The 25,891-nt window shown below is 52.8% G+C and carries 24 protein-coding genes; 4 read left to right on the top strand and 20 right to left on the bottom strand.

Annotation, left to right across the window (positions count from 1 at the left end; all coding sequences use genetic code 11):
• Positions 1-22: 22 nt before the first annotated feature.
• The gene (locus MKY12_RS05540) at positions 23-652 is read right to left on the bottom strand and encodes a YfbR-like 5'-deoxynucleotidase (RefSeq protein WP_339313137.1); all 630 of its coding nucleotides are present in this window, start codon (positions 650-652) and stop codon (positions 23-25) included.
• Between the two features lie 298 nt (positions 653-950).
• On the opposite strand from MKY12_RS05540, the gene MKY12_RS05535 reads away from it, so the two are divergent.
• Positions 951-1,169, top strand: a complete 219-nt coding sequence (locus MKY12_RS05535; RefSeq protein WP_339313136.1) for a PspC domain-containing protein — start codon at positions 951-953, stop codon at positions 1,167-1,169.
• 62 nt (positions 1,170-1,231) lie between these two features.
• Positions 1,232-1,903 (top strand): PspA/IM30 family protein, encoded by a 672-nt coding sequence (locus tag MKY12_RS05530; RefSeq protein WP_051478200.1) that lies wholly within the window; start codon positions 1,232-1,234, stop codon positions 1,901-1,903.
• Between the two features lie 68 nt (positions 1,904-1,971).
• On the opposite strand, the gene MKY12_RS05525 is transcribed toward MKY12_RS05530, so the two are convergent.
• The 7 genes from MKY12_RS05525 to MKY12_RS05495 form a co-directional block, all read right to left on the bottom strand.
• Positions 1,972-3,591: an alpha-glucosidase gene (locus MKY12_RS05525; RefSeq protein WP_339314793.1), complete on the bottom strand. Its 1,620-nt coding sequence runs from the start codon at positions 3,589-3,591 to the stop codon at positions 1,972-1,974.
• Between the two features lie 20 nt (positions 3,592-3,611).
• Complete coding sequence (locus MKY12_RS05520; RefSeq protein WP_339313135.1) at positions 3,612-5,327, bottom strand: glycoside hydrolase family 66 protein; 1,716 nt, start codon at positions 5,325-5,327, stop codon at positions 3,612-3,614.
• Positions 5,328-5,370: 43 nt separating this feature from the next.
• Entirely contained in the window at positions 5,371-6,945 is a 1,575-nt protein-coding gene (locus tag MKY12_RS05515; protein ID WP_339313134.1) for an ABC transporter substrate-binding protein, read from the bottom strand.
• Positions 6,946-7,029: 84 nt separating this feature from the next.
• A complete protein-coding gene (locus MKY12_RS05510) occupies positions 7,030-7,908 on the bottom strand; it encodes a carbohydrate ABC transporter permease (protein WP_339313133.1) in 879 nt (292 codons plus the stop codon).
• Positions 7,909-7,920: 12 nt separating this feature from the next.
• The gene (locus tag MKY12_RS05505) at positions 7,921-8,883 is read right to left on the bottom strand and encodes an ABC transporter permease subunit (protein WP_339313132.1); all 963 of its coding nucleotides are present in this window, start codon (positions 8,881-8,883) and stop codon (positions 7,921-7,923) included.
• A 75-nt stretch (positions 8,884-8,958) separates the two neighbouring features.
• Positions 8,959-10,584 (bottom strand): helix-turn-helix domain-containing protein, encoded by a 1,626-nt coding sequence (locus tag MKY12_RS05500; protein WP_339313131.1) that lies wholly within the window; start codon positions 10,582-10,584, stop codon positions 8,959-8,961.
• 3 nt (positions 10,585-10,587) lie between these two features.
• Entirely contained in the window at positions 10,588-12,339 is a 1,752-nt protein-coding gene (locus MKY12_RS05495; protein WP_339313130.1) for a histidine kinase, read from the bottom strand.
• Between the two features lie 277 nt (positions 12,340-12,616).
• Here MKY12_RS05495 and MKY12_RS05490 point away from each other — a divergent pair, with 277 nt between their 5' ends.
• Positions 12,617-13,621: a substrate-binding domain-containing protein gene (locus MKY12_RS05490; protein ID WP_339254455.1), complete on the top strand. Its 1,005-nt coding sequence runs from the start codon at positions 12,617-12,619 to the stop codon at positions 13,619-13,621.
• Here MKY12_RS05490 and MKY12_RS05485 read toward each other — a convergent pair.
• The 11 genes from MKY12_RS05485 to MKY12_RS05435 form a co-directional block, all read right to left on the bottom strand.
• Positions 13,568-13,840 (bottom strand): hypothetical protein, encoded by a 273-nt coding sequence (locus tag MKY12_RS05485; RefSeq protein WP_339313129.1) that lies wholly within the window; start codon positions 13,838-13,840, stop codon positions 13,568-13,570. The genes MKY12_RS05490 and MKY12_RS05485 overlap by 54 nt on opposite strands.
• Entirely contained in the window at positions 13,837-15,174 is a 1,338-nt protein-coding gene (locus MKY12_RS05480) for an LLM class flavin-dependent oxidoreductase (RefSeq protein ID WP_339254453.1), read from the bottom strand. The genes MKY12_RS05485 and MKY12_RS05480 overlap by 4 nt, the downstream gene beginning before the upstream one ends.
• Before the next feature lie 55 nt (positions 15,175-15,229).
• Complete coding sequence (locus MKY12_RS05475; protein WP_339254451.1) at positions 15,230-15,745, bottom strand: DinB family protein; 516 nt, start codon at positions 15,743-15,745, stop codon at positions 15,230-15,232.
• A 403-nt stretch (positions 15,746-16,148) separates the two neighbouring features.
• Entirely contained in the window at positions 16,149-17,282 is a 1,134-nt protein-coding gene (solA, locus tag MKY12_RS05470; RefSeq protein WP_339257337.1) for an N-methyl-L-tryptophan oxidase, read from the bottom strand.
• Positions 17,266-18,474, bottom strand: coding sequence for an amidohydrolase (locus MKY12_RS05465; RefSeq protein ID WP_339313128.1), 1,209 nt, complete (start codon positions 18,472-18,474; stop codon positions 17,266-17,268). The genes solA and MKY12_RS05465 overlap by 17 nt, the downstream gene beginning before the upstream one ends.
• Entirely contained in the window at positions 18,471-19,493 is a 1,023-nt protein-coding gene (locus tag MKY12_RS05460; RefSeq protein WP_339313127.1) for an LLM class flavin-dependent oxidoreductase, read from the bottom strand. Before MKY12_RS05460 ends, MKY12_RS05465 begins: the two co-directional genes overlap by 4 nt.
• A gap of 11 nt (positions 19,494-19,504) precedes the next feature.
• Positions 19,505-20,257, bottom strand: coding sequence for an amino acid ABC transporter ATP-binding protein (locus MKY12_RS05455; RefSeq protein WP_339313126.1), 753 nt, complete (start codon positions 20,255-20,257; stop codon positions 19,505-19,507).
• Positions 20,254-20,964 (bottom strand): amino acid ABC transporter permease, encoded by a 711-nt coding sequence (locus tag MKY12_RS05450; protein WP_339313125.1) that lies wholly within the window; start codon positions 20,962-20,964, stop codon positions 20,254-20,256. The genes MKY12_RS05455 and MKY12_RS05450 overlap by 4 nt, the downstream gene beginning before the upstream one ends.
• Positions 20,964-21,746, bottom strand: coding sequence for an amino acid ABC transporter permease (locus tag MKY12_RS05445; protein WP_036727734.1), 783 nt, complete (start codon positions 21,744-21,746; stop codon positions 20,964-20,966). Before MKY12_RS05445 ends, MKY12_RS05450 begins: the two co-directional genes overlap by 1 nt.
• Positions 21,747-21,780: 34 nt before the next feature.
• A complete protein-coding gene (locus MKY12_RS05440) occupies positions 21,781-22,653 on the bottom strand; it encodes a transporter substrate-binding domain-containing protein (protein ID WP_339313124.1) in 873 nt (290 codons plus the stop codon).
• A 122-nt stretch (positions 22,654-22,775) separates the two neighbouring features.
• Positions 22,776-23,663, bottom strand: coding sequence for a LysR family transcriptional regulator (locus MKY12_RS05435; RefSeq protein ID WP_339254436.1), 888 nt, complete (start codon positions 23,661-23,663; stop codon positions 22,776-22,778).
• A 275-nt stretch (positions 23,664-23,938) separates the two neighbouring features.
• Between MKY12_RS05435 and MKY12_RS05430 the strand changes: the two genes are divergently transcribed.
• Positions 23,939-24,493 (top strand): GNAT family N-acetyltransferase, encoded by a 555-nt coding sequence (locus MKY12_RS05430; RefSeq protein ID WP_339313123.1) that lies wholly within the window; start codon positions 23,939-23,941, stop codon positions 24,491-24,493.
• 555 nt (positions 24,494-25,048) lie between these two features.
• On the opposite strand, the gene MKY12_RS05425 is transcribed toward MKY12_RS05430, so the two are convergent.
• Positions 25,049-25,714, bottom strand: a complete 666-nt coding sequence (locus tag MKY12_RS05425) for a VWA domain-containing protein (RefSeq protein WP_245368297.1) — start codon at positions 25,712-25,714, stop codon at positions 25,049-25,051.
• Positions 25,715-25,891: the final 177 nt, after the last annotated feature.

Below are 25,891 nucleotides of genomic sequence, written 5' to 3'. Positions count from 1 at the left end.
TGAAAAAAGAGCCACAGCTCCTCTATAGGGCCAGCGCCTCTTCCGTAATCTGCCTGATATCAATCGGAGACAGCGTCTCCTCGTTCACCATGTCCGGCAGAATCTCTGCCAGGAAGTAATCCACGCACTTGAGGTCAATATGTTTGATCTTGATCAGCGCATTGCGGTACATCACCACAAATTCCTTCTCCGTGTTGCCTCTTTGCAGCTCGGCGAAGGCCTCATACACCTGATCCATCTTATCCGCAACCTCCAGAATCAGTCCCTCGAGCGACTCATCCTTGCCCTCACGCAGCTGCTGGTAGAAGATGCTTTTGAATTCTTCCGGAATATGCTCCTTGATGAAGTTGTCGATCATGCCCTCCTCCACCTGCTGGATCAATGATCTGAGCTGGAGCGAGGAGTGCTTCACCGGCGTTTTGATATCCCCGATAAAAATCTCTCCGTAATCATGGCTGCTCGTGATCTCGTACAGCTTCTTCCAGTCGATCACCGCGCCGTGCTTCTCTTCAATATCCGCCAGCGTCTTCGCGTATTGCACGACCTTCCAGGAATGGGCCGCAACGCTATGCTCCTCGAATTTGAATTTGCCCGGACAGCGGATAATGCGCTCCAGCTCATTCAGTGAGCGAAAATACTTGTGAATTCCCATGGCTAGTCCTCCCGTATGTTAGTTAGGCTACGCTAGAGTTCAGTCTAATCCTCCAGTGTTAACCCCGGATGAACCTCAGCACCCCATTGTGTAAAATCTGCACGGCTGCGCGCATCTAACGTTTTTACCCGGCCTCTCCCCGTCCTATTGCGGTCCCCATCCCCGACTAAGGTCGGGAACAAAGAACAGTCTGCAGGCCGTTTTGCCGGAGAGGATAAATTCGTACAATACATACATAGACAACGCAGTGAACACGCCGCGAACCGGCGATCACCATATAAGAGAGGAAGATATCACTATGACAAAAAAATTAACCCGTTCCTTAACAGACAAGAAACTCACAGGTTTATGCGGAGGACTGGCCCGCTATTTCAAAGTTGATGCAACCATTGTAAGATTGATTGTTGCTATCGCTACGATATTCAGCTTCGGCACTGTAGTCTTTCTGTATATTATCGGCAGCCTAATTGTTCCCCAGGAATCCTACGGCGGCTTCGATGATGGCTTCAACTACTAATTCCTTCTATTAAATACTTGCGTCATACCTTAACCAACCCACATAAAAAGGAGATCATTATTATGAGCATATTCCAAAGAATCACCACGTTAACGAAGGCTGCCATTCACGAAGGACTGAACAAGCTGGAAGATCCGATCCTGCTGACCGGCCAATACCTGCGGGATCTGGAGGATAAAATCGCAGGCGCCGAAGGCAAACAGCGTGAACTTAAGGCAGCAGCCAGTGTGCTGGAGCGCCGGATCTACGAATACAAGGTGCTCGCAGAGCGCAGTGAATCGGAAGCAGTCCAGTTCATGAGCGAGGGTAATGAACCCGCTGCCCGCACTGCGGTAATGGCTAAGCTCCGCTACACAGAGAGCGGACAGGAATGCACCGCCGGACTTCAAGAGACACAGGCAGCACTTTCCTCGCTGGAGGTACAGCTTGCCGGTGTTAAGGAAGAACATACGCGCCTCAAAGCCAAAAGAGCCGAGCTGGCTGAACGTGCCCGCAAAGCTGCGGAGATCAAGCAGTCTGCACAGGCCAGCGCATCATGCTCCCCGGCCGGATACGGCGGTCAGGTGCTGAATGCCGGTGCCGCAGCCCGCGGCTTCGAACGGATGGAAGACAAAATCGCCATGCAGGAAGCACTGGCCGAGCAATCCGGTCTGGCTGCAGCCGCAGCAGCTCCTGAATCCCCGCTGAACAGCGCGGTTGAAGCCGAGCTGGAGCGCCTCCGCAACCGTAAATAAACTGACGGTGTATAGTAAGCAATAAGGCTGCCTCCCTTTTTATCAGGGAGGCAGCCTTGTTTTGGTGTCTATGCAAGTACAACAGCAAAAGCTTCGTAAGGCCGTAATTGCAGCTGCTTGAAGTCCACATCATCTCTGGAGTAGTTGCCGATAATGAATCCGGCGTGACCCAGCTCCGGCAATTCCAGTGTGATGGGCTCCCCGCTGAAGTTGGCCGTTACCAGCCAGGTCTGTCCTTCATAGCGGCGGAAGTACATGAATACTTGATCCGGCACGCCAGTCACCAGTTCGAAATCGCCCCATACCACAATTGGGTTGTTCTTCCGCAGTTCAATCAGCTTACGGTAGCAATGGAACACCGAATCCGGGTCCTTCAGATTCGCCTCCATATTAATTTCCTTATAATTCGGATGTACAGGCAGCCATGGCTCTCCGGTTGTAAATCCTCCGTTACGGGTAGCATCCCACTGCATCGGAGTCCGGGCGTTATCTCTCCCCTTCGCATTAATGGAATGAATGATAGCTTCCTTGGCGTATCCTTGCCCGATCCGTTCATGATACATATTGATGGCCTCAATATCCTGCGCTTCGCTGATATCCTGAATCGGATAATTGGTCATTCCGAGCTCCTCGCCCTGATAAATGTAAGGCGTACCCTTCATCAGGTGAAGGAGTATGGCGAACATTTTGGCGCTCTGCACACGGTACTGCTTATCGTTGCCCCAGCGCGATACAATTCTCGGCAAATCATGATTGTTCCAGAACAGGCTGTTCCAGCCCTCGTTCCCCAGCTCGGTCTGCCATTTCGCCAGCACCTGCTTCAGTTCGCTTACATCCAGAGGCTTCAGATCCCACTTCTCTCCCCCGCCCTGCTGATCCAGACCGATGTGCTCGAACTGGAATACCATCGACAGCTCCTTGCGGTCCGGGTTGGAATAGAGCTTGGCTACTTCCGGAGTCGCCCCCCAGGTCTCTCCCACCGTCAGAACATCATGCGCTCCGAAGGTCTCCCGGTTCATCTCTTGCAGATATTCATGAAGCTTCGGGCCATTTCCTGTGATCTCCTGATCGGGAATTTTGCCGACCAGATCAATGACATCCATGCGGAATCCGCCGACACCCTTATCCAGCCAGAAATTCATCATGTCCCATACCTCTTGACGGACCTTGGGGTTCTCCCAGTTCAGATCCGGCTGCCTACGGCTGAACAAGTGCAGAAAGTACTGGCCGCTCGCTTCGTCAAGCTCCCAGGCCGATCCGCTGAAGGTTGAACGCAGGGAGTTGGGAACCCGGCCGTTGACCGGATCACGCCAGATATAATAGTCACGGTACGGGTTATCCTTTCCTTTGCGGGCCTCAATGAACCATGGGTGCTCGTCCGAGGTATGGTTGACGACCAGATCCATAATAATCCGGATATTGCGCTGCCTGGCCTGCTCGATTAATTCATCCATGTCATCCATGGTTCCGAATTCGGTCATAATATCCTGGTAATCGCTGATATCATAGCCGTTATCGTCATTGGGTGATTTGTATACCGGACTAAGCCAGATGGCGGTAATGCCAAGCTGCTCCAGATAGTCCAGCCTGCTGATTATCCCCCGGAGATCGCCGATTCCATCCCCGTCGCTGTCCTGAAAGCTTCGGGGATAGATCTGATATATTACAGCGGTCTGCCACCATTTCATATTGTTCAACCCATTCACTCCTATAAGCTAAATTTGACTACAACCATGGACCAGATGCGCAGGGACGGCAAAGTGAATCTGGCCGCAAGTCCTTGCCCGTGAGGAACCACCTCGTAATCCAGGAAGTTCACTTCCTGGGCCTGATCATCCGGGCTGGCCGTGTAAATGCATTCAACCGGCTGTTCGATCAGCAGTGTGCACACCACATCCTTTTGAGCTTCAGGCCGCTGTTGCTTGCCATGCTCCCAATAATCATCTTCAAGCCCGGCAAGATTAATCAGCTGCAGGATCTGATAGCCCGGCTTGCGCTTAATGATCGTCCAGACCGAGTCAATATCTCCGTTCGGGGCAAATGGCACCTTGCCTTCGAAGGTAATCTCGGTGTTCACCCCGGCGGTATAGGTATAAGACACATCTTCCAGCTCTGCATCCTGGATCATCACACCAAAACGCACGATGAAATCATAGTAGCGTCTGACCTCGACGGCAAATTCAGGCCGCATCACTGCATAATCGGGATAGTAGGGCATAGTCAGCATTCCATGATCCTCACCCAGCAAAAGGTGATATCCCCCGCTAGCGAATATGGAGGCCATCGTCAGCAGCGCCCCGTTTTCAGCCCATTCCTTGTCATGTCCAGCTTCCGGGTAGAAGGAGGGCAGATAGGCGGAGAGGATCACCGGCTTGTGAGGGTCGAGTGAACGCGCATGATCAATCAGTCCTTTAAGCTCACGCAACCGGACTACCGGCGGCCACACTTCAATATATAGCGCCTCCTGATCCGCCGGGGCCGTCTTGTGTATAGGATAATTACCCACATTATTGAAAATAACCCCGGCCTCTGCCTTGATTTCCTTCACGGCCGCCTGCGTCCGGTTAATCAGAGCCGGATAACATTCCGCCAAATCGACCTGTTCTTCTTTTCCTGCGATCCGGCGCACGGCTTTCTTCGGAAAGCCATATTGATCCATATGAATTCCGTCGAATCCGGCATGTACGGCCTGACGGAACTGTTCAACAATATGATCGGTCCAAGGAGAGCCCGGTGTAATATCCATAATATAGAACAGATCAATTAATTGAAACGGATCTCCCTGGCGGTTATACAGTCCCCATTCCGGACGTGTCTGCAGGAAGTCCTTAAGACTTGCATATACCGCTCCATAGGCCATGGCAGCCATCCCTTTATCGTGTACGGCTGCGATCTTTTCACGAACCACCTTATAGGACATCGTCCGGCCCATCGGATCAATAAATTCATCCTCTTTCGGAACCAGATCATCATGCCTGTACATCCAGTCATAGAACTGTATGACATTCAAGTGGAATTTGTTCATGCTGTCAACGTCACGGGTGTCTCCGGATTCTTCACTCCGGAAATCGCTTAGAAATCCATACCGTGGCGCCCGGCCCCAATGATCGGCAATATCGTAGGAGGTATAGGCGGTTGATACTACAGCTTCATTGCACAGAACAGCAGCCTTGACTCCGTACCCCGCCCACACTGTCGCTTCAGTGAACAAGGGAACGGACACTCTTTGTCTCAAGCCCGGTTCCGTATGGATGCTAAGTCTTGCTTCCGCAACCTGCTGCTCCAGCTTGAAGAAGCTGACAACCAGCTGCAGAACCGCTTTCTCCCCGGTTTCTATTTCAATAATAATGCTGCCGGATTGGCCGGTTTTGTACTGGGCCTGATCCGGATATATATCTATATAAGTCACTAATCTATGGTCCATATGAATTCTCCAATCCTTGTAGATTGAGCTTGTTTACTTCCGCTTATTTCTTGCCGTTTTCCGCCAGCCAGGCATCCAGCTGCTTTTGCGCCTCCGCGATGACTTTGTCTGCTCCAGCCGCTTTTTGTTTTTCCAGCATTTTAGGAAGAGACTCTTCCGGATCGAGCTGGCCGGATTTCAGGCCGTCAACAAAGGCTTTGTTGGCGTTGTCGATCGAGATCAATTCATTTTTTACCGGCTCCGCATCGAAGACAAATCCAAAGATCCGTGAAGGATTAGAAGACACCTGTTCGTTGAACTTCTCGTAGTTCTGGTATTTATTCGGATCTTCGCCTACACGGGTATAGTTGAGCATTTGATTGCCAAGCTGCCACATAATATCGTGATAGTAGCCGACATTATCTGTAGTTTTGCCTTCCGGCAGCGCAACTTGTCCGTCTTTGAGTACATAATGGGTTCCTTCAATCCCGAAGTTGAAGAGGGTCAGCAATTCCTTGTCCTTATAGAACAGGTTGAGCAGCATCATGGCACGTTCCGGATCTTGGGAGCTTTTTGAAATCGCATACATGGTTGCTGTCATTTTCCCTGTCTGCAAGCGGTCAATATTAAGCGGAATTTGCAGCATCTCACGGCCCGCTTTAATCGAACCATTCGGTGATACGGCTGCTGTGCCGATCTCCATATCCGCGATAATATCCATATCAGAGACAAAGGCGAAGCCCTTACCCGCTTGAATCTTCTTCCAGGCGTCCAGACCAGGTGTCAGCGCATCCTTGTTAATGTATCCTGCCTTGTACCACTTGTTGGTAAGCTTGGCAAGCTCCAGATACCGCGGAGTCGTGTAGGAATTGATGACGGTATAATCATCTGCCGCTGTTCCCACGGTGTTAATCGCTGCAATACTCACAATAGAATCCAGATTCGTCGATGAATAGTACGCTTCGAGAGGAAAGCTCGGTGCTACCAGAGGCGTAATCCCCGGTTCGTTCTCCTTGATGGTTTGAAGCATGGGCTCCAGATCCTCGACTTTACCAGACTTCAGTGCAGTCAGATCAAATTTGTACTTGTCCACAAGCTCTTTGTTCAAGTAGACCCCTTGTGCACCGCCCAGCTCCTGGTGGGTATGAATACCGTATAGCTTGCCGCCGCGTTTAGCCGGCCCGTGATAGTCCTTCTCCACAGCTTCGATGTCCGGGCCGTATTTAGCGAGCAGATCATCCAGCGGCAGCAAGCCCCCTTTGGTCACCTGTTGCTGGAACCCGAGCCAATCCGCTGTAAACAGCAGGTCCATTTTGTCGCCGGAGGCCATCATCAGATTCGTTTTATCACTCCAGGCGCCCCAGTCGATGGGATTCAGCTTGACCGTCATGTTCATTTCCGGATAGGTCTTTGCCAGATAATCATTCATCGCATCCTGTACCCGCTGATTATCGTTTTGAGGCGCATCGGGGAATACCATTACAACTTCGTAAGGCTTCAATTCGGAGCTGCCCTCGCTTCCCGGCTGGACTGTGCCTCCCGGTGAATTCGCAGCATTATTCCCGCCGCAGCCGGTTACTAGGGCTGAAGTCAGCACAAGCGATGTCAATACAACAGAACTCTTTTTCAACCACTTCATAAATAATAGACCTCCCTGGAATACTTCTGTATTATTGCCTCATCATTCTGAACTTGCTTATACTAATCCGGTCATATACCGGGATCAGCCTTTCACAGCGCCTACGGTAAGGCCTTTGACGAAATACTTCTGCAGGAATGGGAATACCAGCACCAGCGGTCCGATTGCAATCATCGCCATCGCCATCCGGATGGATTCAAGCGGCGTTGTGACCTGTGCGGTTGAACTGTAAGCCTTATTGGCAATCGTCTGCAGGAACGAAGCGTTCATTAGGGTTTTGGTCAAAAGATATTGCAGAGAGAACAGCTTCTCATTCTGGATGAAGACCAGGCTTGTAAACCAGTCGTTCCAGTAGGATACGGTGGTGAATAACCCGATGGTGGCCATTACAGGCAAGGACAGCGGCAGAATAATGCTGAAGTAGGTCCGGAATTCACCTGCACCATCGATCTGAGAGGAATCAATCAGGGAAGGCGGGATACTGTTCGTGAAGAAGGTTCGCATGATGATCACGTTGAAGCCGCCGATTAGACCCGGAATGATAAGCGCCATCAGCGTATCCTGAACATGCAGGAACCGGGTGTAGACCAGATACCAGGGCAGCAAGCCGCCCGAGAACAGCATTGTGATCAGGATGTAGAAGCTCAGAGCACCTCTGAGAGGAAACTCTTTCCGCGATAATGCATAGGCCATGGCCGAAGTCACAAACAGACTGACTACAACTCCAATCAGTGTTACCGAAGCAGAAACACCATAAGCCCGCAATATTTTTCCGGCATCTTCCAATAAATACTGATAAGCGACAAGGCTGAATTTGCCGGGCCAGAAGCTGTATCCATTCGCAGTTACCCAATCCTCATCAGCAACCGAGATCATAAAGATAAGCCAGAACGGGATCAGGCAGGCAAAACTGAACAATGACAGGACAATAAGGATAAAGGGATTGGTTCGTTTTTTCTGCATGGTGTTCTCCTTCTAGAACAAAGCATTTTCTTTGCTGAATTTACGGACAGCCAGGTTGACGGTAATGACAAGTGTAAAGCCAACTACAGATTGCAGCAGCCCTGCCGAGGAGGCGAGTCCCGTATCCCCGGTAACCATTAACGCCCTGTATACATAGGTATCGATAACATCCGTTGTCTCCTTGATCATACCGGAGGCCATGGTTGCTTGATAGAACAGACCGAAGTCCGCGTTGAAGATCCGGCCGATCGCCAGCAGTGTCATGATGATGATGATTGGAGCGATCAGCGGAATCGTAATTTTCGTCATTTGCTTCAAGCGGCTGGCCCCGTCAATGACGGCCGCTTCATAATATTCAGAGTCTATCCCGACAATGGCTGCCAGATAGACGACGGCCGAGTAACCCACGCCCTTCCAGGTGTTAACAAGGGTCAGGATATAAGGCCAATGCTCTGCTTCCGCATACCAGTTTCTAGGATCTATTCCGAAGGGCTCCAGAATGAATTTATTGATGAAGCCCAGCTCCGGATTCAGAAATCCATACACGATATAGCCGACAATGACCATGGAAATGAAATTGGGCAGGATCACTGTGCTCTGAAAGAACTTGGAGGCGAACTTATTTTTGACCTCGTTAAGGAGAAGTGCCAGCATCACTGCGAGTATTGTATTGATGATCAGGAAGCTAAGGTTGTACAGCAAGGTATTCCTGATGATCAGCCAAGCGTCGTTCGAAGCAAACAGAAACTTAAAGTTGTCCAGTCCGATCCATTTGCTGCCCCAGATTCCAGCCGTATAATTCAGGTCCTTGAAGGCGAGGAAAATACCGAACATAGGGAGGTAGTTATTGATCAGCATCAGCAGCACACCGGGCAATGCCAGCACGACCAAGGCCCTGTACTTCCATATACTTTTCCATTTTGAGCCAGGCCGCGAGCTGCCTGATTGTGCCGTTAGTGCTTTTTCCGAAGCCATAGTTCCACACCTTCTTATTGGGTTATGGCTTCATTATAAGGAGTTGCCTGCAGCTGCTCTGCCGTTTTTAAGACCTTAATCTATTCGTTTTGTGACATTGCGGTATTCCTGGGGATTGACGCCGAACTGCTTGCGGAACATTTTAGTGAAATGGGAAAAATTGCTGTAGCCTACCTGCTGCGCGATCGCGCTGACCGGCATATCCGTGGTGTCCAGAAGCTCGCGTGTGCGGTCCATCTTCACCGAAATCAGGAAATCAATCAGGTTCTGGCCGGTCTCTTTCTTGAACAGCCTGGAGAGGTAAGCCGGGTTCAAGCCCACATAATCAGCGACACTGACCCTGGAGATCTCTTCCTCCACATGCTGCTGGATGTAGCGGATGGACCGCTCAATCACACCGCCCTTCTCCTGCCGCTCAAATTCCGCTTCCATGACCGCCGATACAATTCCTTCCGCCCAATGCCTGTATTGAAGCAGTCCCCGTATCCGGGCGGTTGTCCAGTCTGGAAACAGAGCTATGCTTCCCGCATTGATTCCTCTGACCTGCAGGAAGTGATATATAATCTGCAGGGTATCCTGATGCAGGGCGTCCAGATGTCTTCCCTGAAAAGAAGGATTAGCTTCCAGCTTCGCTGTCAGATGATGAATGAACTGCACAGCGGACTCACGTTTGCCGTTCAGCATATAAGAGATCAGATCACCCAGCAGGATATCCTCCGAATTAGAATTGGCGGACAGCATCTGATCCTGTGGTAAGTATAAGAGCACGGATTGAGTCCGGGAGATATTATCACGCTCCATGGTCTTTAGACTTTCACACATTCCCGGCAGCTCCTGGATGGGTTTGAACGAACCGACATAGCAGGTTACGATGCTGTAGAACAACTCCTGGCAAGCTTGGATAAAACGTTTACCTATGGCCGTGAGCTGCTGAAGGCTAACCTTCTTAGCCGCAGGTCCTCCCTCCACACCTCCGGCATACAGCAGAATGAACAAAACCCCGCTCTTATCGGTGATGGCCTCCCCCGGATGCTCTTCTGTAAAACATTCCTCCGCCGCTTTCTTCACAGCATACTCCATGATTTCCTGATCACGCGGGCTGAGCGGTTTGGACCACTCCTCAATACTGATCAGAATCGGGAGCACCTGATCGTCAGGATTTAACCCTACCCCTGCACCCGCCAGCTCCCGGTCAAAGAAATCCCCGAACGACAGGATGCTGCGGGACAGCAAATCCTGCCAGAAGCGTTCTACACGCTTCGGCTTTTCCTGTTGCCACAGATTCAGATACTTATGATACATCTGGTTGTAGGACTCATACTCTTCCTTCTCACGGATGGCCGCCATCATCCCCGATACAGCTGACAACAGCTCCTCTGTGTCAACAGGCTTCAGCAAGTAATCAAAGCTCCCGAGGTTCACGGCTTTCTTGGCATAGGAGAATTCGGAATGACAAGTCAGAAATATCGATTCCGTCCAGGGAGAGTGCTCCCTCACCCAGCCAACCAGTGAAAGTCCGTCTTCATCCGGCATCTCAATATCGCAAATCAGGAGTTCTATTCTCTGATCATTCAGCAGCTCTCTGGCCTTGTCGGCCCTGTTCGCCGTCAAGACCTCTTCAATTCCATACGCCTTCCAGTCGCAGCAGTAGAGCAGCCCCTCCACAGCGAATTGTTCATCATCTACAATCAATAATCGCATGGCTCAACGTTCTCCTTCTGTATATTCAATAGGCAGGCTAAGCCGCACACGGAATCCGGACGGCTGATTGCCGCTGAAGTGAATTTCGGCTCTCCCCTGATAGATCATAGCCAGTCTCTGTTTCACATTCCAGATCCCGATATGTCCTTCATCTGTAGCCGGGGTATAATCCGGTGCATTCAGCTCCTGCAGCTTCTCTGCACTGCTGCCTTTTCCATTATCCGAGATTTCAATGATCATGGTATCGGCCGCTTCTTCTGAGAGACCAGCCGAAATCTCCAGATGAAAGATCTCTGCCTTCAGACTTATGCCATGAAGCATGGCATTTTCTACAAAGGGCTGTACCATCAAGGACGGTATGGAGGCGCGGTTAAGCTCTTCGGCTACGGTGATCTGGAACTCAAACGACTGCTGGTAGCGCATCTTTTGAATTTCCAGGTAATTGCGGAGATGTTCCAGCTCTTGTCCCAAAGTAATGCGGTTATCCTTGACCTGAAGCATAAAGCGGAAATACTGCACCAGATGCCGTACTGTCTTTTTGACCAATTCGAAACGCTTCAGATCGGCAAGCTGAAAAATAATATTGAGCGTATTCAAAAAGAAGTGCGGATTAATTTGCATTTGCAAATGCTTCATTTCTGCCTTTTGCGCATTAATCCGTTCCTCGTAGATATCAATTTTCAGATCATGAATTTCCACAACCATGTTATTAAAGGCTTGATTCAACGCCTGAAACTCCACCAGGTTCGAATCGGGAAGCTTGGTTTCCATGGCGCCGTTGCGGATCCGGTGGATGCCGCTGAGCAAATCCAGAATCGGGCGGATGACCATACGGCGGAAATAATATAAGTAAACCAGTAAAATGAGCAAAATAATAAAGGGCAGCACATTAATAATCGTTTGGAAGGTATTGAGTCCCTGGAGCAGCTCGGAAGCAGGGATGACCACGGACAGATTGATTCCCAGTGCGGAGGACTGGCTGGACACCACAAACCACTTCAGCCCATCATGCGTAAACGAAAAGGAAGAATTCAGATTCATCTTCTCACCCGGCAGCTTGAAGTCGTAGCCCATGGATGCCGAAGGACGGGTTAAGATATTCCCTTCATTATCCACAATCAGCACATCACCGCCCGATTGCAGGTTCAGATTGCCCAGCGGTGAACGCATGGAGTCGATTCGGATCAGAGCGCCAATACAAGCGGTATTGTCCAGATTATTGCTGACGGTCCGGTTTAAATAGTAATCTCCGGCAATTTTAACGATTGTCCATTTGTACTGAAGTGTTTCCAGATTATCTTCATTTTGAACCTTTGTCGTAATCCAATCCCTTATCTGGTCCATATATTCCTCTGTCGTTCCTAGTACATTGAATAGTGTCAAAGTATCATTAACGCCGGAGTATAGATAAAACATATCCACGCTATGGTAATAGGCCTGATAAGCCTGATTTCTCTGCATAATCCCCATACGGGCAAAATAATAGTCGGACTCTGTCAGCCCCGGCTGATTCAATTGAAGAAAATTCACATCATGATCGACAATATCGACCAGATTAATCGTAATGTCCTCCAGACTGCTCTCCATCATTTGAAGATTGGAGTTGACCAGATTCTGATAGGATCGGGATACCTGATCGAGCACAATTCCCTTGGCATAATATCCCCCGGCAAAAAGAACGGAGAGCAGCGGTATCGTTATCGCAGCAGACAGCTGAATCAGTCTTACACCCAGCGAGTTTTTCCTGTTTGTCATCATGGATCCTTTCTGTAACTTAACATAACTTAACATAAGAAAGAGTCACCTTAGTGAGTGCTTCCACCCTTACGTAAACGTTTACTCAAACGTGTAAACTTCGACTCTTTAAGTGTGATTTCATACGTTAACGTAAACGCTTACCCTAAAAGTTATCCCGTTTATTTTTCCTTGTCAATGTTTATTTTACGGAGTGTTTGATTTCTGTTGACAACAAAAAAGCCAGGACTTATATTTTCAGTAAGCGTTTACTGTAAAAAGACAGGCAGGAGAGTCCATGAATCCCACAATTAAAGATGTTGCCCAAAAGGCGAACGTATCCATTGCCACCGTCTCTCGGGTTCTGCATAACTTAGGCGGATATTCAGATAAAACGAAGCAAAAGGTAGACCAGACCATCAAGGAGCTTAAATATCAGCCTAACGCTATCGCCCGCGGACTGATTAACAAGCGCACCCAGACCATCGGCGTATTATTTCCTGATGTGTCGAGCACCTTCTCCTCCGATCTGCTCCACGGAATCAGCGAATTCGTCCATGACCGCAATTACAGTGTAATAGTCTGTAATACCGATCAGGACGGCAAACGTACGCTGAAATATCTGCAGCTTCTGCGCGAGAAGCAGGTGGACGGAATTATTTTTTCCAGTGAAGTGCTCAAGCAAGAGTATTATGACATGCTGGAGAGCATGAACGTTCCAGTGGTGCTGGTCTCTTCCCAGACGGATTATGCCAATGTACCTTATGTGAAGGTCGATGATTACCAGGCGGCCTATGACGCTGTCGATTATCTGATTACCAAAGGCCACCGCAGCATCGGCATGATCAGCGGCACCAAGAGCGATCCCATCGCCGGAACTCCACGGGTCGAAGGATACCGCAAAGCGCTGGAAGCCCAGGGCATCGCCTTTGATAGCCGTTATCTCGTGTATGGGGATTTTTCATTCGAAAGCGGCTGCAGAGCCATGGAAGCCCTATTACGGAGAACGCCTGAGATTACTGCTGTCTTCGCAGCCAGTGACGAAATGGCGATTGGTGCCCTCTCGGTCGCCACGAAGCATGGAATGAATGTCCCTGAAGATATCTCCATCATGGGATACGATGATCTCAGGTTAGCCCGGATGGTCAATCCGCCCTTAACTACAGTGCGCCAGCCGCTGTATGACATTGGAATGCTCGCTTCCGAGAAGCTGATCGGCATGATTGAAACGGGGGAGCCTGCAGAGAGTCTAATCTGTGCCCACTCCATTGTGGAAAGACAAACCGTTCGGGCAATTACCTGAACAGGGGCGCATAACCGTTCTTCCTGAACAATAAAAGGTTGTTCCTAACGCCATAATGGCAGAAGGAACAACCTTTTTCTGTACTATTGCTGCTTTAATAATAATCCTGTGCAGTTCACCGCAGATCGCAATCAGCTCTGCCTCCAGCCCGCCGGCATACTTCATCATGGCTTCAAGATCCGGTGTCTGACTCTCTGCACCTGACTGTGCTTCTGTCACACTTGCCCAGCCGGTTCAGAAACCTTTGTATAACGGTTCTCCGGAACCGGAAGTCCGAGATTGCCCCGCAGGGTATCGCTTTCGTATTCGGTACGGAACAGTCCGCGCTCCTGCAGAATCGGAACCACCTGATCCACAAATTCTTCCAGCCCGTTCGGTACGGCGGCTGCCAGCATGAAGCCGTCAGCGGCTCCGGCCTCGAACCAGGCCTGAAGCTGATCGGCCACCTGCTCCGGCGTACCGATGAAGCTGCTGCGCGGCGTTGCCGATTGCAGGGCAACCTCCCGCAGAGTCAGGCCCTGCTCCTTGGCATCCTTTTTGATTTTGTCCGTGCCGCTCTGGAAGCTGTTTCGGCCCAGATCACCGACATCCGGGAACGGCTCATCCAGCGGATACTGCGAGAAATCATGATGCTCGAAGAAGCGGCCCAGATAGTTCAGCGCATTTTCAATCGTCACCAGCCCGGCAACCTCCTGGTATTTGCGCTCCGCTTCCTCCGGGGTAGCCCCAAGAATAGGTGCTATTCCCGGGAAGATCAGCACTTCATCGGGATTGCGCCCGAAGGAGGCAACACGGCTTTTCACATCCTTATAGAATTCCTGCGCGGACTCCAGCGAGTCATGACCCGTGAAGATGGCATCCGCCACGCTGGAGGCATAATCTTTGCCGACTTCAGAGGAACCTGCCTGGAAAATAACCGGCTGCCCCTGCTTCGAGCGGGCGATATTGAGCGGTCCCTTCACCGAGAAGAATTCACCCTGGTGATCGAGCGTATGCATTTTCTGCGGATCAAAGAAGACGCCCGTGTCCTTATTGCGGACAAACGCGTCGTCCTCCCAGGAATCCCACAGCCCGCGTGCCACCTCCAGATATTCGGCGGCAATACGGTAGCGTTTGCCATGGTCCGGATGCTCCTGCTTGCTGTAATTGAGCGCAGAGCCTTCGAGCGGCGAGGTCACCACATTCCATCCGGCCCGTCCGCCGCTGATGACATCCAGTGAGCCGAATTGCCGGGCCACCGTGAACGGTTCACTGTAGGAGGTAGATAAGGTACCTACCAGACCGATGCGGCTGCTGACTGCCGCCAGCGCACTGAGAATCGTCAGCGGCTCGAAGCGGTTCAGGAAATGAGGGATCGACTTCTCATTGATGAACAGACCGTCTGCAATGAAAATCAAGTCCAGCTTGCCTTCCTCCGCTTTGCGTACCCATTCCTTGTATAGCTCGAAGTTCACACTGGCATCAGGCTGCGCATCGGGATGACGCCACATGGAGGTGCTCCCTCCAACCCCGTGCAGCAGTGCTCCCAGCTTCAATTGTCTTGGTGTAGTCATGTTCATTCCTCCTCGAATTGGTATTCAGTCCGCTTGGTTCCTTATGAAAATATTCTTACAGAGCCGCTTGCTGCGAAGCTTGAGCGGCTGATGCAGCTTGACTTGCCTGCGCTCCCCGCTTCACTCGTTCAATCTGGGCCAAATGCCGCTCTACATGTGCAGTGAATCCGCGGACAATATCGGTGATACGCACCGTTTCGCCCTTAAAGTTAATTCCGCTTTTCTCCCATTCTGCGGGACTCAGCCTTCCCAGCAGCAGACTGTTGTAATGCAGCAGGCTGCGGAACAGCTCCAGGCTGTCAGCGGCTTGCCCCTGATTACTATGCTGACCACTGACCCATGCGTCCTGATGGAACGCCGGGAGCTGTACCTTCGTATCCGCCAGAATATCACGGATACGGAAGGAGACCACAATGCTGTGATCCGCCAAATGGGCCAGCACCTCGGTCACGCTCCAGCTTGACGGCTCCGCCTTCCACCTCAGCTGCTCATCCGATAAGCCTCTGATTGCCTGCACTAATTGCTCGTGCGTGTTCAAGTAGCTGGCTAGCTCCACACTCACACTACTCATTGCGATTCCCTCCAATATAGGTTTGGATTATCGTTGTTTCCCGCTGATGGGATATGCTTAATTGCACTTTGTACATCTAAAACGTCTGATTTTCAACCCATTATCTGTTTAATTGTAGTTCGTACAATTAAGAATCCATTTGCTTCAGATATTCACCCATTCGGGCAGATTTAGTTGTACAGGCTACACTTATACGATGCACGTACGTCTTTTCGCTGTTTTTACGTGTACATTCTACAACTATCCCTGAATGGAGGTGTGTTAAGCCTAGCCAAACACCCATGAAACGCATAAGAACAACAACTCCGGCCTGGGAAGGACTCATCCGAAGGGGAATCGCTCCACTTCCTTGGTCCTCCAGGTATCATCGCTCGCCCTCTACGATTTCAAATCGGATACACTACTATATAAATCGCGACAACGCAAACGGTGCTATATTCTGCCTGGTATGTCCCTGAACAGCCATGTCCGCGAGAATCTCTCCAACCACACTGGAGAATTTGAAGCCATGTCCCGAGAAGCCTCCGGCCAGCAGCACATGGTTGTGAGCGGGATGGCGGTCGATGATGAAATCCTCATCCGGTGTATGCTCATATTTACAGACGGAGCCCTTAAGCAGACGCCCGGCTGCGCCAGGCATATATGCTTCGAGAACCCGGCGGAGGTCGCCTTCATCACTCTCCAGGCTGCCGAACGGCTGCAGCGGTTCGCCGGGCTTCCACTCTTCGCCTGTGTCATGGCGGCCGATCTTCAGTCCCGCCCCGCCGATACTGGGAAAACCGTAGAACCCGCCTTCCTCAGCACCCAGCGTGAAGCCGGGGAACCTCCCGGCCTCGAAGTCCGGCGTACTCCCAAACCAGCCTACTACCTTTCGTACCGCCTTAATCGGCAAGTTGACGAAGGGCGACAATGAACTGAACCAGGCCCCGGCGCTAAGTATAGCAGCGGCTCCGTGGTAATCCCCCTGCTTCGTTTGGACTGTGACACTTCCTTCGCGGGCCGTCACCTTCAGCACAGGAGTATTCGTCAGCAGCTCCGCACCGTGATCCAGTGCAAGCTGCCGGTAAGCGGTAATGCACCTCTCACTGTAGAGATAACCGGCATCCGGCTCATACATCGCCTCGAAGGATTCGGGGAGGTTCAGGGCTGGCCAGCGGCGGCAGATTTCCTCGGCATCCAGCTGCTCAGCCCGGACCTTCCGCTTCCGCGCCTCTTCCAGACGTCCGGCGAAGGAATACACCTTGCTGTCTGCCAGATTGAGCACACCTGACGGAGCCAGCAGCTTGAGGCCGCTCTCTGCCTCCGCCTCTTCCCATAGCACCTGGGCACGGAGCGCCAGGTCAATATAGGCCGGATCGCCGCTATAGGCATGCCGGATCAGCCGGGTCTCCCCGTGATGGCTCCCTTCCGTATGCGGCGGATCGAAGGCATCGATCAGCAGTGTCTTCACCCCGCGCCGGGCCAGATGATAGCCTGCGCTCATGCCCATGGAGCCTGCGCCGACAATAATGACATCATAATCAGAACGCTCCGCTATGATCTGCACCCCTCTCCGCAGCCAGATGCTCAAGTACACGTACCGCCAGATCGCTGAAGAATTCTGCACCTACAGGCAGCGCTGCTTCGTCCAGATCGAACGCGGGATGATGCCATTCCCGGCTTCCGGCGGTGCCGGTGAAGACGAACAATCCAGGAACCGCCTGCTGATAGAAGGCGAAATCCTCCCCGGCCGGTGACGGCACCGGCTGCACAGAGGTATAGCCCAGCTTCGCCGCCGTCTCTTCTCCAAGCCGGGCCAGCAGCGCATCGTTGATGACCGGCGGCGGCCCGCCGATCCATCGCACGCTGGCTTCAGCGCCGAGCGCGGCGGCCACACCTGTCACCACCTCCTCGAACCGCTTCAGCACCCTGCCGCGTACCGCTTCATCGAAGGAACGGATGGTTCCTTCCAGCACCGCCGTGTCCGGGATGATGTTCCACGAATTGCCGCTGTGGATCTGCGTAACGCTGATTACAGCGCTATCCAGACTGCCCACATTCCGGCTGACGATGGATTGCAGCGCAGTTACAATATGCGAGGCGGCGACAATAGGATCAATCCCGGCCTCCGGCACGGCTGCATGGGTACCGAAACCCCGGATACTGACCGCGAAGCCGTCTGCGGCCGCCATCAGTGGACCGGCCTTGATGCCAAGGGTCCCTACCGGCAGATCCGGCTTATTGTGCATGCCGATCACGGCGCGCACCTGACCCAGCCCGCCGGCTGCGATGATCTGCTGTGCCCCCTTCGCTTTCTCCTCGGCAGGCTGGAACAGGAAGCGAACCGTTCCGCTCAAGGCGCTCTCCTGCTCCTTGAGCTGATACACAGCTCCAAGCAGCGCCGCCGTATGGAAGTCATGTCCGCAGGCATGCATTCTGCCCGGATACAGCGAGGCATACGGCAGCCCGGTCTCTTCCTGGATCGGCAAGGCATCTATGTCAGCCCGCAGCGCAATCACCGGTCCGCCCTGCTGGCCGCCTACTTCGGCAATGACTCCGGTCTTCAGACCGTAATCTACGATCTTCACCCCCGCCTGCTTCAGTAGCGATGTGATGTACGCGGTAGTCTCAACCTCTTCCCCTGACAGCTCCGGGTGCCGGTGCAGATGACGCCTGATTTCAACCAGCCGCTCCTTGAACGCCAGTGAATGCACTTCACGGGCAGCGGATTCTGCCGCTGTACTGGTCATAATGAAGCCCCTGCAATAGCCCCGGAGAGCGCCTCGCTCAGCAGCTTGAAGGAACGCTGCCGCTTCTCGAAGGGCTGCACGTTAGTAGTGACGATGAACTCCTCTACGCCGGAAGCTTCAGCTAAAGCCAGAAGCTGCTCACGGACCGTCTCCTTCGTCCCCTTGGTAATCTCAGGCTCCCGCTCCTCCAGCGTGTACGCTTCCTCACTCTGGCGGGTGAACTCCTCGGCCTGCTCCCGGCTGGCCAGAGTCAGGATCTTGCCGCTGGCGAAGCGGATGCGGATCAGCTTATGCGCTCCAGCCAATTCCTTGGCCTCCTCTTCCGTATCAGCCACGATAACAGCCAGCGCAATAATCACCTGCGGCTCCTGCCCGCCGCTTCGATTGAAGCCGTTGCGGTAAGTCCGCACCGCCTCTAAGGCAACGGCCTGATCGCCGCCGATGAACAGGGAGAACACGTATGGCAAGCCTAGGCTGGCCGCGATCTCGGCGCTGGCGACACTGGCGCCAAGCACATACAGCTCCGGCGGGGTTGCGGGGAGCGGTCCTGCCTTCAGCCCGTGCAGCGGATGCTCCGCCTCCAGCCGGTTATGCACATATTTCTCCAGCTCCGTGATTTTTTCCGTTAATGAAGCGGCTTCCCCGCCTCCCTGCTGCAATGCCTGTGTGCTGCGCGGCAGGCCGCCGGGAGCGCGTCCTACCCCTAAGTCCACCCGTCCCGGAGCCAGCGAAGCCAGCACGTTGAAATTCTCAGCCACCTTGTAGGGGCTGTAGTGCTGAAGCATAATTCCGCCAGAGCCAATGCGGATACGCTCCGTCCTAGCCAGCAGGTGCGAGATGAGCACTTCAGGAGAAGATCCGGCTACCTGCTCAGAATCATGATGCTCGGATACCCAGAAGCGGCGGAAGCCGAGGCGTTCCGATAGCTGCGCCAGCCTGATCGTATGTGCAAAAGCCTCTTCCGGTGTCTCCCCCGGATAGATCGGGCTTTGGTCGAGTACGCTGATTGTAATTGCCATAGATATGCCTCCTAGATGGAATAGTTCAGCTCCGGCGTAATCCGCTTCAGGAACTGCTTCGTTCGTTCTTCACGCGGGTGGTTGAATACTTCCGTGGGCGTGCCCTCCTCGACAATCACACCGCCGTCCATGAAAACCACATGATTTGCCACATCGCGGGCAAACCCCATTTCATGCGTCACCACAATCATCGTGATGCCTTCCTTGGCGATCTTGCGGATCACCGCAAGCACTTCGCCCACCAGCTCCGGGTCCAGTGCCGAGGTCGGTTCATCGAACAGAATCACTTCCGGCTCCAGCGCCAGCGCCCGGGCAATGCCGACGCGCTGCTGCTGCCCGCCGGAGAGCTGGCTCGGATAGGCATTCAGCTTGCTGCCAAGCCCGACCTTTTCCAGCAGTGCGATGCTCTTCTCTCTCGCCACCTCCTTTGGCAGCTTCTTGACGATTAGGAGACCTTCCATCACATTCTCTAGCGCGGTTTTGTGCCGGAACAGATTGTACTGCTGGAAGACCATCGCCGTCTTTTGCCGGAGCTGGTGGATATCCTTCTTGCGGGCGTGCCGGAAGTCCAGCTTGAAGTCCCCGATGGAAATTTCGCCTCCGCTGGGCTTCTCCAGCACATTCACGCAGCGCAGCAGGGTGGTTTTGCCGGAGCCGCTGGGACCGAGAATGACCACCACCTCGCCCTTCGACACCTCCAGATCAATCTGGTTCAGCACCTGATGGCGCCCGAACGACTTCGATAGCTGTGTCAGCTTAATCATGCGACTCCCCCCCGGTTATACAGATTGATCCGTCTTTCAATGACGGCAGTTGCCCGCTCAATGAGGAACGTCAGTCCCCAGAAGATCAGCGCCGCCGCCAGGTACGCCTCGAAGAACTTCCAGTTGGTCGAAGCGACAATTTGCGCCTGGGCATTGATATCCACCACCGATACGGTAAAAGCCAGCGTAGACCCGTGCAGCATCCCGATCACAGAATTCGACAGATTCGGCAGGCTCGCCGCCAGCGCCTGGGGGAACACAATCCGCCGCAGCGCCTGCGGAGTGCTCATTCCGATGGAATGGGCCGCTTCGAGCTGACCTCGATCCACCGCGAGCAGACCGGAGCGCACCACCTCGGACATATAGGCACCCGCCGTAATGGAGAAGGAAATATAGGCGAAGCCGATCATCGGTATCGATATAGAGCGGAAGCTCCAGCCAAACTGTGCAGCAAGGCCGTCGATAATCATCGGCAGCCCGAAATAGATCAGCAGCAGATGAGTCAGCATCGGGGTGCCGCGTATGAACGTGACATACCCTACGGCCAGCGGATACAACCCGGGGACTCTATAAATCCGGATCAGAGCCACAACCGTACCGATCACGAAGCCTGCCAACACCGACACAACCGTAATATACAGCGTCGTAGGAATGGCTCCCAGAATTTGCAGAAACGCCGTCCAGATAAAAGATGGATCCAGCTTCATTACGCACCGCCTCCCTTGCCCGCTCCCATATCCGCGACAATTGTGCGGTAGGACGCTTTTCGCTGAAGAGTGAACCGCTTCTTGGCCGGACTGTCCTGGGCTTCATGCCTGAGCAGACGCTTCTCCGCAACCAGCAGCAGCTTTTCAATCGTAAAACTGATCACAAGATAGATAAGGGCAAGCGCAATATAAGTCTCAATGAAATGCTGGGTCGCACTGCCCAGGGTCTGGGCCTTGCCCGTCATCTCCATCACTCCCAGCGTGAACGCCAGCGAAGTATCCTTCAGCAGCGCTATGAGCAGGTTCGAAAAGACAGGAATCGCAATTCCCAGCGCCTGCGGCAGCACAATACGGGTAAAAGCCTGGTAAGAGGTCATCCCCGTAGCGTAAGCCGCTTCCACCTGGCCCTTATCGACTGCTGTAACTGAAGCGCGGATCATCTCCGACATGAAGGCCCCGGTATGCAGGCCGTAGGTCAGAATCACGAACACCAGCACCGGCGTCCGCGTCATATCCAGATTCACCAGCTTCAGCACCTCAGGCAGACCGTAATAGAACAGGAATAACTGAATGAGAATCGGCGTCCCCCGAAAAAAAGAAATGTACACCTCCGCGCAGGTCTTCAGGACCGGCACCTTATACAGGCGGGGAAGCGCAATGATAAATCCGACAATCATTCCTGCCAGCAGCGAGCAGGCTACGATCAGCAGCGTGGTACTCAGCGTAGTCAGCAGCTTGGGCAGGAACGAGAAGACAAAACCTAGATCAAACGGTGCACCCATCCTGCACCTCCTTTCCGCTGTACGGGCCTGCGCATTATTGAACCGATGAGGTGGTAACGTCCGCCCCCAGCCACTGTGTGCTTATTTTGCCAAGTGTGCCGTCTGTCTTCAGTTCCTTGACCACTCCGTCAATGGCCTCCGACAGCTTCTGCGAAGGGGCATCATCCTTGCGCAGCACATACAGAATATCAGCAGAGGACAGCTCGGGACCCACCGCCTGCAGCTTGCTCTGCGGGTCAATGATCGGCAATACGAAGTCCGCAGCAAGGGTAGCATCCACCCGGCCCGAATCAATCTGGTTGACCGTATCGTTGGCGGCACCGTTCTGATAGACAATTTTGATCGAATCCGCACCGTGCTCCTTGTTATAGTTCTCAAGAATTTGCGCTTGCGCGCTGGTGGCGCCGGTCAGTACCTTCTTCCCTTGCAGATCGTCCAGTGTCTGGATCGAGGTATTGCCTTTCGCTACAACGATGCGGTTTCTCCAGTGGGCATAAGCTTCCTTGTTAAAAGCGTACTTTTGCTCCCGTTCCGGGTTCTTCTCCATAACATGGGCTACCAGGTCAATCTTCTTCGTCTCCAGGCTAAGCAGCAGATTGCTGAAATCCATTGTCTGGAATTCAAACTCATACTCCGGCAGGCGCTTGTCAATCTCCTTCAGCAGCTCTACATCGAACCCGGTAAGCTTCCCGTTCTCATCGATGAAGCAGACATTGGGAAAAGCTGTCCCGGTGCCGATCACGATCTTGGTCACCTTAGCCGGATCGGCGGCAGCAGCCGTGGACTCCGAACTATTCGGAGATGCTGCCTCCGCTACCTTGCCGCTATTAGCGCTGTTATTATTGCCGCAGCCAGCGATCAGCAGTGTTAGTACAAGTGTGGATGCGAACGAAATGGTCTTGTTCATCTCTCAAACCCCTTTTCAATTTAGATAATCCCTATCTGTTTAGTGGTGATTATATGCAATTAACTTTATCACTGCATGCTGCCATGCGCTAATAGAGTTTCTTAATATGGTTATTCAAGAAGTCAATTCAGCTTAATCAACGTCCCCGTCCCCAGCTCCAGCAGGGTGTCCAGGAACTCCGCATTCTCCCCGTTCAGCGAGATCAGGTGGGTCCGCAGGGAGATGCCTTCGGTCTCCGTGATATCCACCCTTACCAGCGTTCCCGCCTCTACCTCCTCCTGCACACTCAGGGCTGGAAGGAAGCAGATTCCCGCTTGCTTCAGCACCAGCTTCTTGGCGGTCTCCAGGTTATCCACCTGATAGACAATGCCCGGCGGACGCTCCATGCTCTCGAATACCCGGTGCAGACGCATCCAGTCCAGCGAGCCGCATTCGAAGAATACGAGGGTCTCGTCAGAGATCTCCCGGATCGAAGCGCGGCCCTTGCGGGCCAGCGGATGACCGGCATACACATACAGCGAGATCGGGTCTTCACAGAAGGGGAACGACTGGATGGCCGGATTCACTACCTTGCGGATAAAAGCGAGATCGATCTCCTTCGCCTTCAGCTTCTCAATTAATACTTCCGTAGGAGCAGTCGTCAGCTTCATACGGATGTGGGGATACCGCTGCTTCAAATGCAGCAGCAGACGGGGCATCAGATAATTGGAGACCGATACTGTGCTGCCGATTCTCAGCTCGCCGGGGATTTGGCCTTTGGATTGAATCTGATGCCTCCCGTTCTGATAGACCTGCAGAATTTGCTGCGCATAGGGGAGGAACTGGCGGCCTTTATCCGTCAGGTTAATCTGCTTGCCCAGCCGGTCGAATACCTTGCAGTCCAGCTCCCGTTCCAGCGACTGGATACGGGCAGTCACTGTCGGCTGCGAGATATAGAGCACATCTGCCGCTTTGTTGAAGCTGCCGTAGTGGTTGATGTAGACAAAAGCTTCAATATTCTCGATGTTCAAGCGTAGTCCCCCTCCGCATTTTATAATTTTTACTATTCCAATCGTTTAACAATGAATTAGATCCGCACTTTCCTATAGAATTTGTTTATATCTTAGTCACCGGCCCTTTTTTTGTCAACAGACTTATTGTGTAACATACGGCAATAACCATTACATTGATCACAATTACAGATAGAACTTTTCTATCCATTAATCAAAATCATTAAATCCCTCTTATACTCATCGGATTTATATATTATAATAACAAAACACCATTACTGGACAGGAGGCACCAGATGAATCACTCAGCAGAAATTGTAATCCGTGAAGCCGCAGCTTCCGATCGTGAAGCCATTGCCAGGGTCTTGCTCGAAGCTTACAGCGAATATGCAGCCGTGCTGCCCGGGCCGTTCTGGTCGGAGTACCGGGATTCCATTCTCGGCTCGGTTCATGGCGATGCACCCGTCTCCCGGATTGTAGCGGAGCTGGACGGACAAATTGTAGGGAGCGTGCTGCTGTTCACCTCCTCAGAGGCTGCTTATGGCAGGCCGGAGCTGGGTATCCATACACCGATCATCCGTCTGCTGGCTGTATCTCCGGCGGTCCGGGGACGCGGGGTGGCCAGACTTCTGATCCGTGAAGCCGCAGGAAGATCCATTGCACTGGGAGCAGCCAGCCTGAACCTGCATACTTCAGATATGATGGCCTCGGCGATCAGATTGTACGAGGGGTTGGGCTTCAAGCGGGCTTATGAGACGGATCTGAAGAACGGGGATACTCTGGTCAAAGGGTATCGTCTGGAGCTGCAAGCCCCGGCTGGTCTGCACACGAAAAAAACCTCCACAGCCTGAGCGGGGAGGGTGGCGTCCTGCGAGCCGTGGAGGCCGTTACGGCGGGCGATGTGGACTGTTCCGACGGGGCGGTGGGGACCGTTCCGGCGTGACGCCCTAAAGCTCCGACTGGCCGGGAAATTTTGCACAATCCTGCCCAAAGTACAACATTCCCCTCCTCATTCCGGCCAAAGTCCAACATTGTTGCATAAAAAGCAGGATTTCTCCACCTACGGACGGTTTGGCGGCACAATTCCTGCATTTCGTGCAACAATCCCCCCTTGCACCCAGGTATCTAGGATCCAAGTTGCAATTAGTACAACATTCCTGGCATTACTGTGCAATCCGTCCGAAGTATGGAGGCAGACACAGCTCAATGTGAAGGCCGCTAAAGTGGAGACAGTACGGTTCCCTGCGAATACTACTATAGAGTAGGGACAGTACGGTTCCCTGTGAATGCTACTATAGAGCGGAGACAGCACGTTTTTCTGCGAATGCTACTATAGAGCAGGGACAGTACGGCTCCCTGCGAATACTGCTACTGAGCCGAGACTTTGTGCTTCCCTGCGAATGCTACTACAGAATACTCTTCGCCTTCGCGGCCCTCAGCCACTGCGGGAATTCATTCAACAGCTGGTCATACAGCTCCTCATCGGATACGTCTTCAATCCGGTCCAGATGGATGAAGCTGGCGTTATCCACCAGTCTGCCGCTCATCGTGTCGAGCTGCTTCAGCACCTCGAAGTCGGAGTCGCCGATGCCGACAAACTGCCAGAAGATCGGAAGGGCGGATGCGGCCATAATCACCTTGCGGGTCGGCTTCACTACGCCGCCGTCATTGATGAAGATAATGAACACTGGCGTCGTGTCCGGCTCCTCCTTGGTGTATTTTCCGATGACATCCTGCATTACCGGCGGTTCGTTATTGCGCCCGAACTTATGAATTGAATCGTTGTTCATAATATGAGTGAAGACATAGCTGCCAAGCTCCTGCTCGGTAACCGGCGGAAGTCTGCTGAATTCCGTATCATAGACCCACACATCCAGGGAGCCGTTATCATCGAACTTGCTGGCAACCGCAAGGATACGTTCTACCACCTCCTGCACCACCCCTCTGGCATAGAGGCTGCGCATGGAGCCGGTGATGTCCAGCACGATACCCACTCTTGCGGTTACACCGGTGAGCTGTTTTTTGACCAGGGTGAGCTCCACGATCTTTTTGCGCAGATTAATCGAAGACAACACATTCACCGGAGACTCCGCCTCGGGCTGACGGATTACCTCCGGGGTCTTATTCACCACCTCAGGTATCTGCTCCATTAGCTCAGATGTTTGCTCCACCACTTCAGGTGTTCGCTCCAATACCTCAGCCGCCGCTGCGGCTTCGTTCCCGGACTCCTGTTCCACCTCAAGCCCGTA

This window comes from Paenibacillus sp. FSL M7-0896 (assembly GCF_037975415.1).
Lineage (GTDB): Bacteria > Bacillota > Bacilli > Paenibacillales > Paenibacillaceae > Paenibacillus_AQ > Paenibacillus_AQ silagei.
The sequence above is the reverse complement of the archived record's forward strand: the minus strand, read 5'-3'. Positions and strand labels throughout refer to the sequence as shown.

What these genes read in the sequence shown, in the direction of transcription:
- MKY12_RS05460 (WP_339313127.1), bottom strand. Translation starts at nt 19,493, where the DNA reads ATGGCAATTACAATCAGCGTACTCGACCAAAGCCCGATCTATCCGGGG.
- MKY12_RS05465 (WP_339313128.1), bottom strand. Translation starts at nt 18,474, where the DNA reads ATGACCAGTACAGCGGCAGAATCCGCTGCCCGTGAAGTGCATTCACTG.
- MKY12_RS05440 (WP_339313124.1), bottom strand. Translation starts at nt 22,653, where the DNA reads ATGAACAAGACCATTTCGTTCGCATCCACACTTGTACTAACACTGCTG.
- MKY12_RS05520 (WP_339313135.1), bottom strand. Translation starts at nt 5,327, where the DNA reads ATGGACCATAGATTAGTGACTTATATAGATATATATCCGGATCAGGCC.
- MKY12_RS05500 (WP_339313131.1), bottom strand. Translation starts at nt 10,584, where the DNA reads ATGCGATTATTGATTGTAGATGATGAACAATTCGCTGTGGAGGGGCTG.
- MKY12_RS05505 (WP_339313132.1), bottom strand. Translation starts at nt 8,883, where the DNA reads ATGGCTTCGGAAAAAGCACTAACGGCACAATCAGGCAGCTCGCGGCCT.
- MKY12_RS05495 (WP_339313130.1), bottom strand. Translation starts at nt 12,339, where the DNA reads ATGACAAACAGGAAAAACTCGCTGGGTGTAAGACTGATTCAGCTGTCT.
- MKY12_RS05510 (WP_339313133.1), bottom strand. Translation starts at nt 7,908, where the DNA reads ATGCAGAAAAAACGAACCAATCCCTTTATCCTTATTGTCCTGTCATTG.
- MKY12_RS05455 (WP_339313126.1), bottom strand. Translation starts at nt 20,257, where the DNA reads ATGATTAAGCTGACACAGCTATCGAAGTCGTTCGGGCGCCATCAGGTG.
- MKY12_RS05475 (WP_339254451.1), bottom strand. Translation starts at nt 15,745, where the DNA reads ATGAGTAGTGTGAGTGTGGAGCTAGCCAGCTACTTGAACACGCACGAG.
- MKY12_RS05450 (WP_339313125.1), bottom strand. Translation starts at nt 20,964, where the DNA reads ATGAAGCTGGATCCATCTTTTATCTGGACGGCGTTTCTGCAAATTCTG.
- MKY12_RS05525 (WP_339314793.1), bottom strand. Translation starts at nt 3,591, where the DNA reads ATGAAATGGTGGCAGACCGCTGTAATATATCAGATCTATCCCCGAAGC.
- MKY12_RS05515 (WP_339313134.1), bottom strand. Translation starts at nt 6,945, where the DNA reads ATGAAGTGGTTGAAAAAGAGTTCTGTTGTATTGACATCGCTTGTGCTG.
- MKY12_RS05480 (WP_339254453.1), bottom strand. Translation starts at nt 15,174, where the DNA reads ATGACTACACCAAGACAATTGAAGCTGGGAGCACTGCTGCACGGGGTT.
- MKY12_RS05430 (WP_339313123.1), top strand. Translation starts at nt 23,939, where the DNA reads ATGAATCACTCAGCAGAAATTGTAATCCGTGAAGCCGCAGCTTCCGAT.
- MKY12_RS05535 (WP_339313136.1), top strand. Translation starts at nt 951, where the DNA reads ATGACAAAAAAATTAACCCGTTCCTTAACAGACAAGAAACTCACAGGT.
- MKY12_RS05490 (WP_339254455.1), top strand. Translation starts at nt 12,617, where the DNA reads ATGAATCCCACAATTAAAGATGTTGCCCAAAAGGCGAACGTATCCATT.
- MKY12_RS05530 (WP_051478200.1), top strand. Translation starts at nt 1,232, where the DNA reads ATGAGCATATTCCAAAGAATCACCACGTTAACGAAGGCTGCCATTCAC.
- MKY12_RS05540 (WP_339313137.1), bottom strand. Translation starts at nt 652, where the DNA reads ATGGGAATTCACAAGTATTTTCGCTCACTGAATGAGCTGGAGCGCATT.
- MKY12_RS05445 (WP_036727734.1), bottom strand. Translation starts at nt 21,746, where the DNA reads ATGGGTGCACCGTTTGATCTAGGTTTTGTCTTCTCGTTCCTGCCCAAG.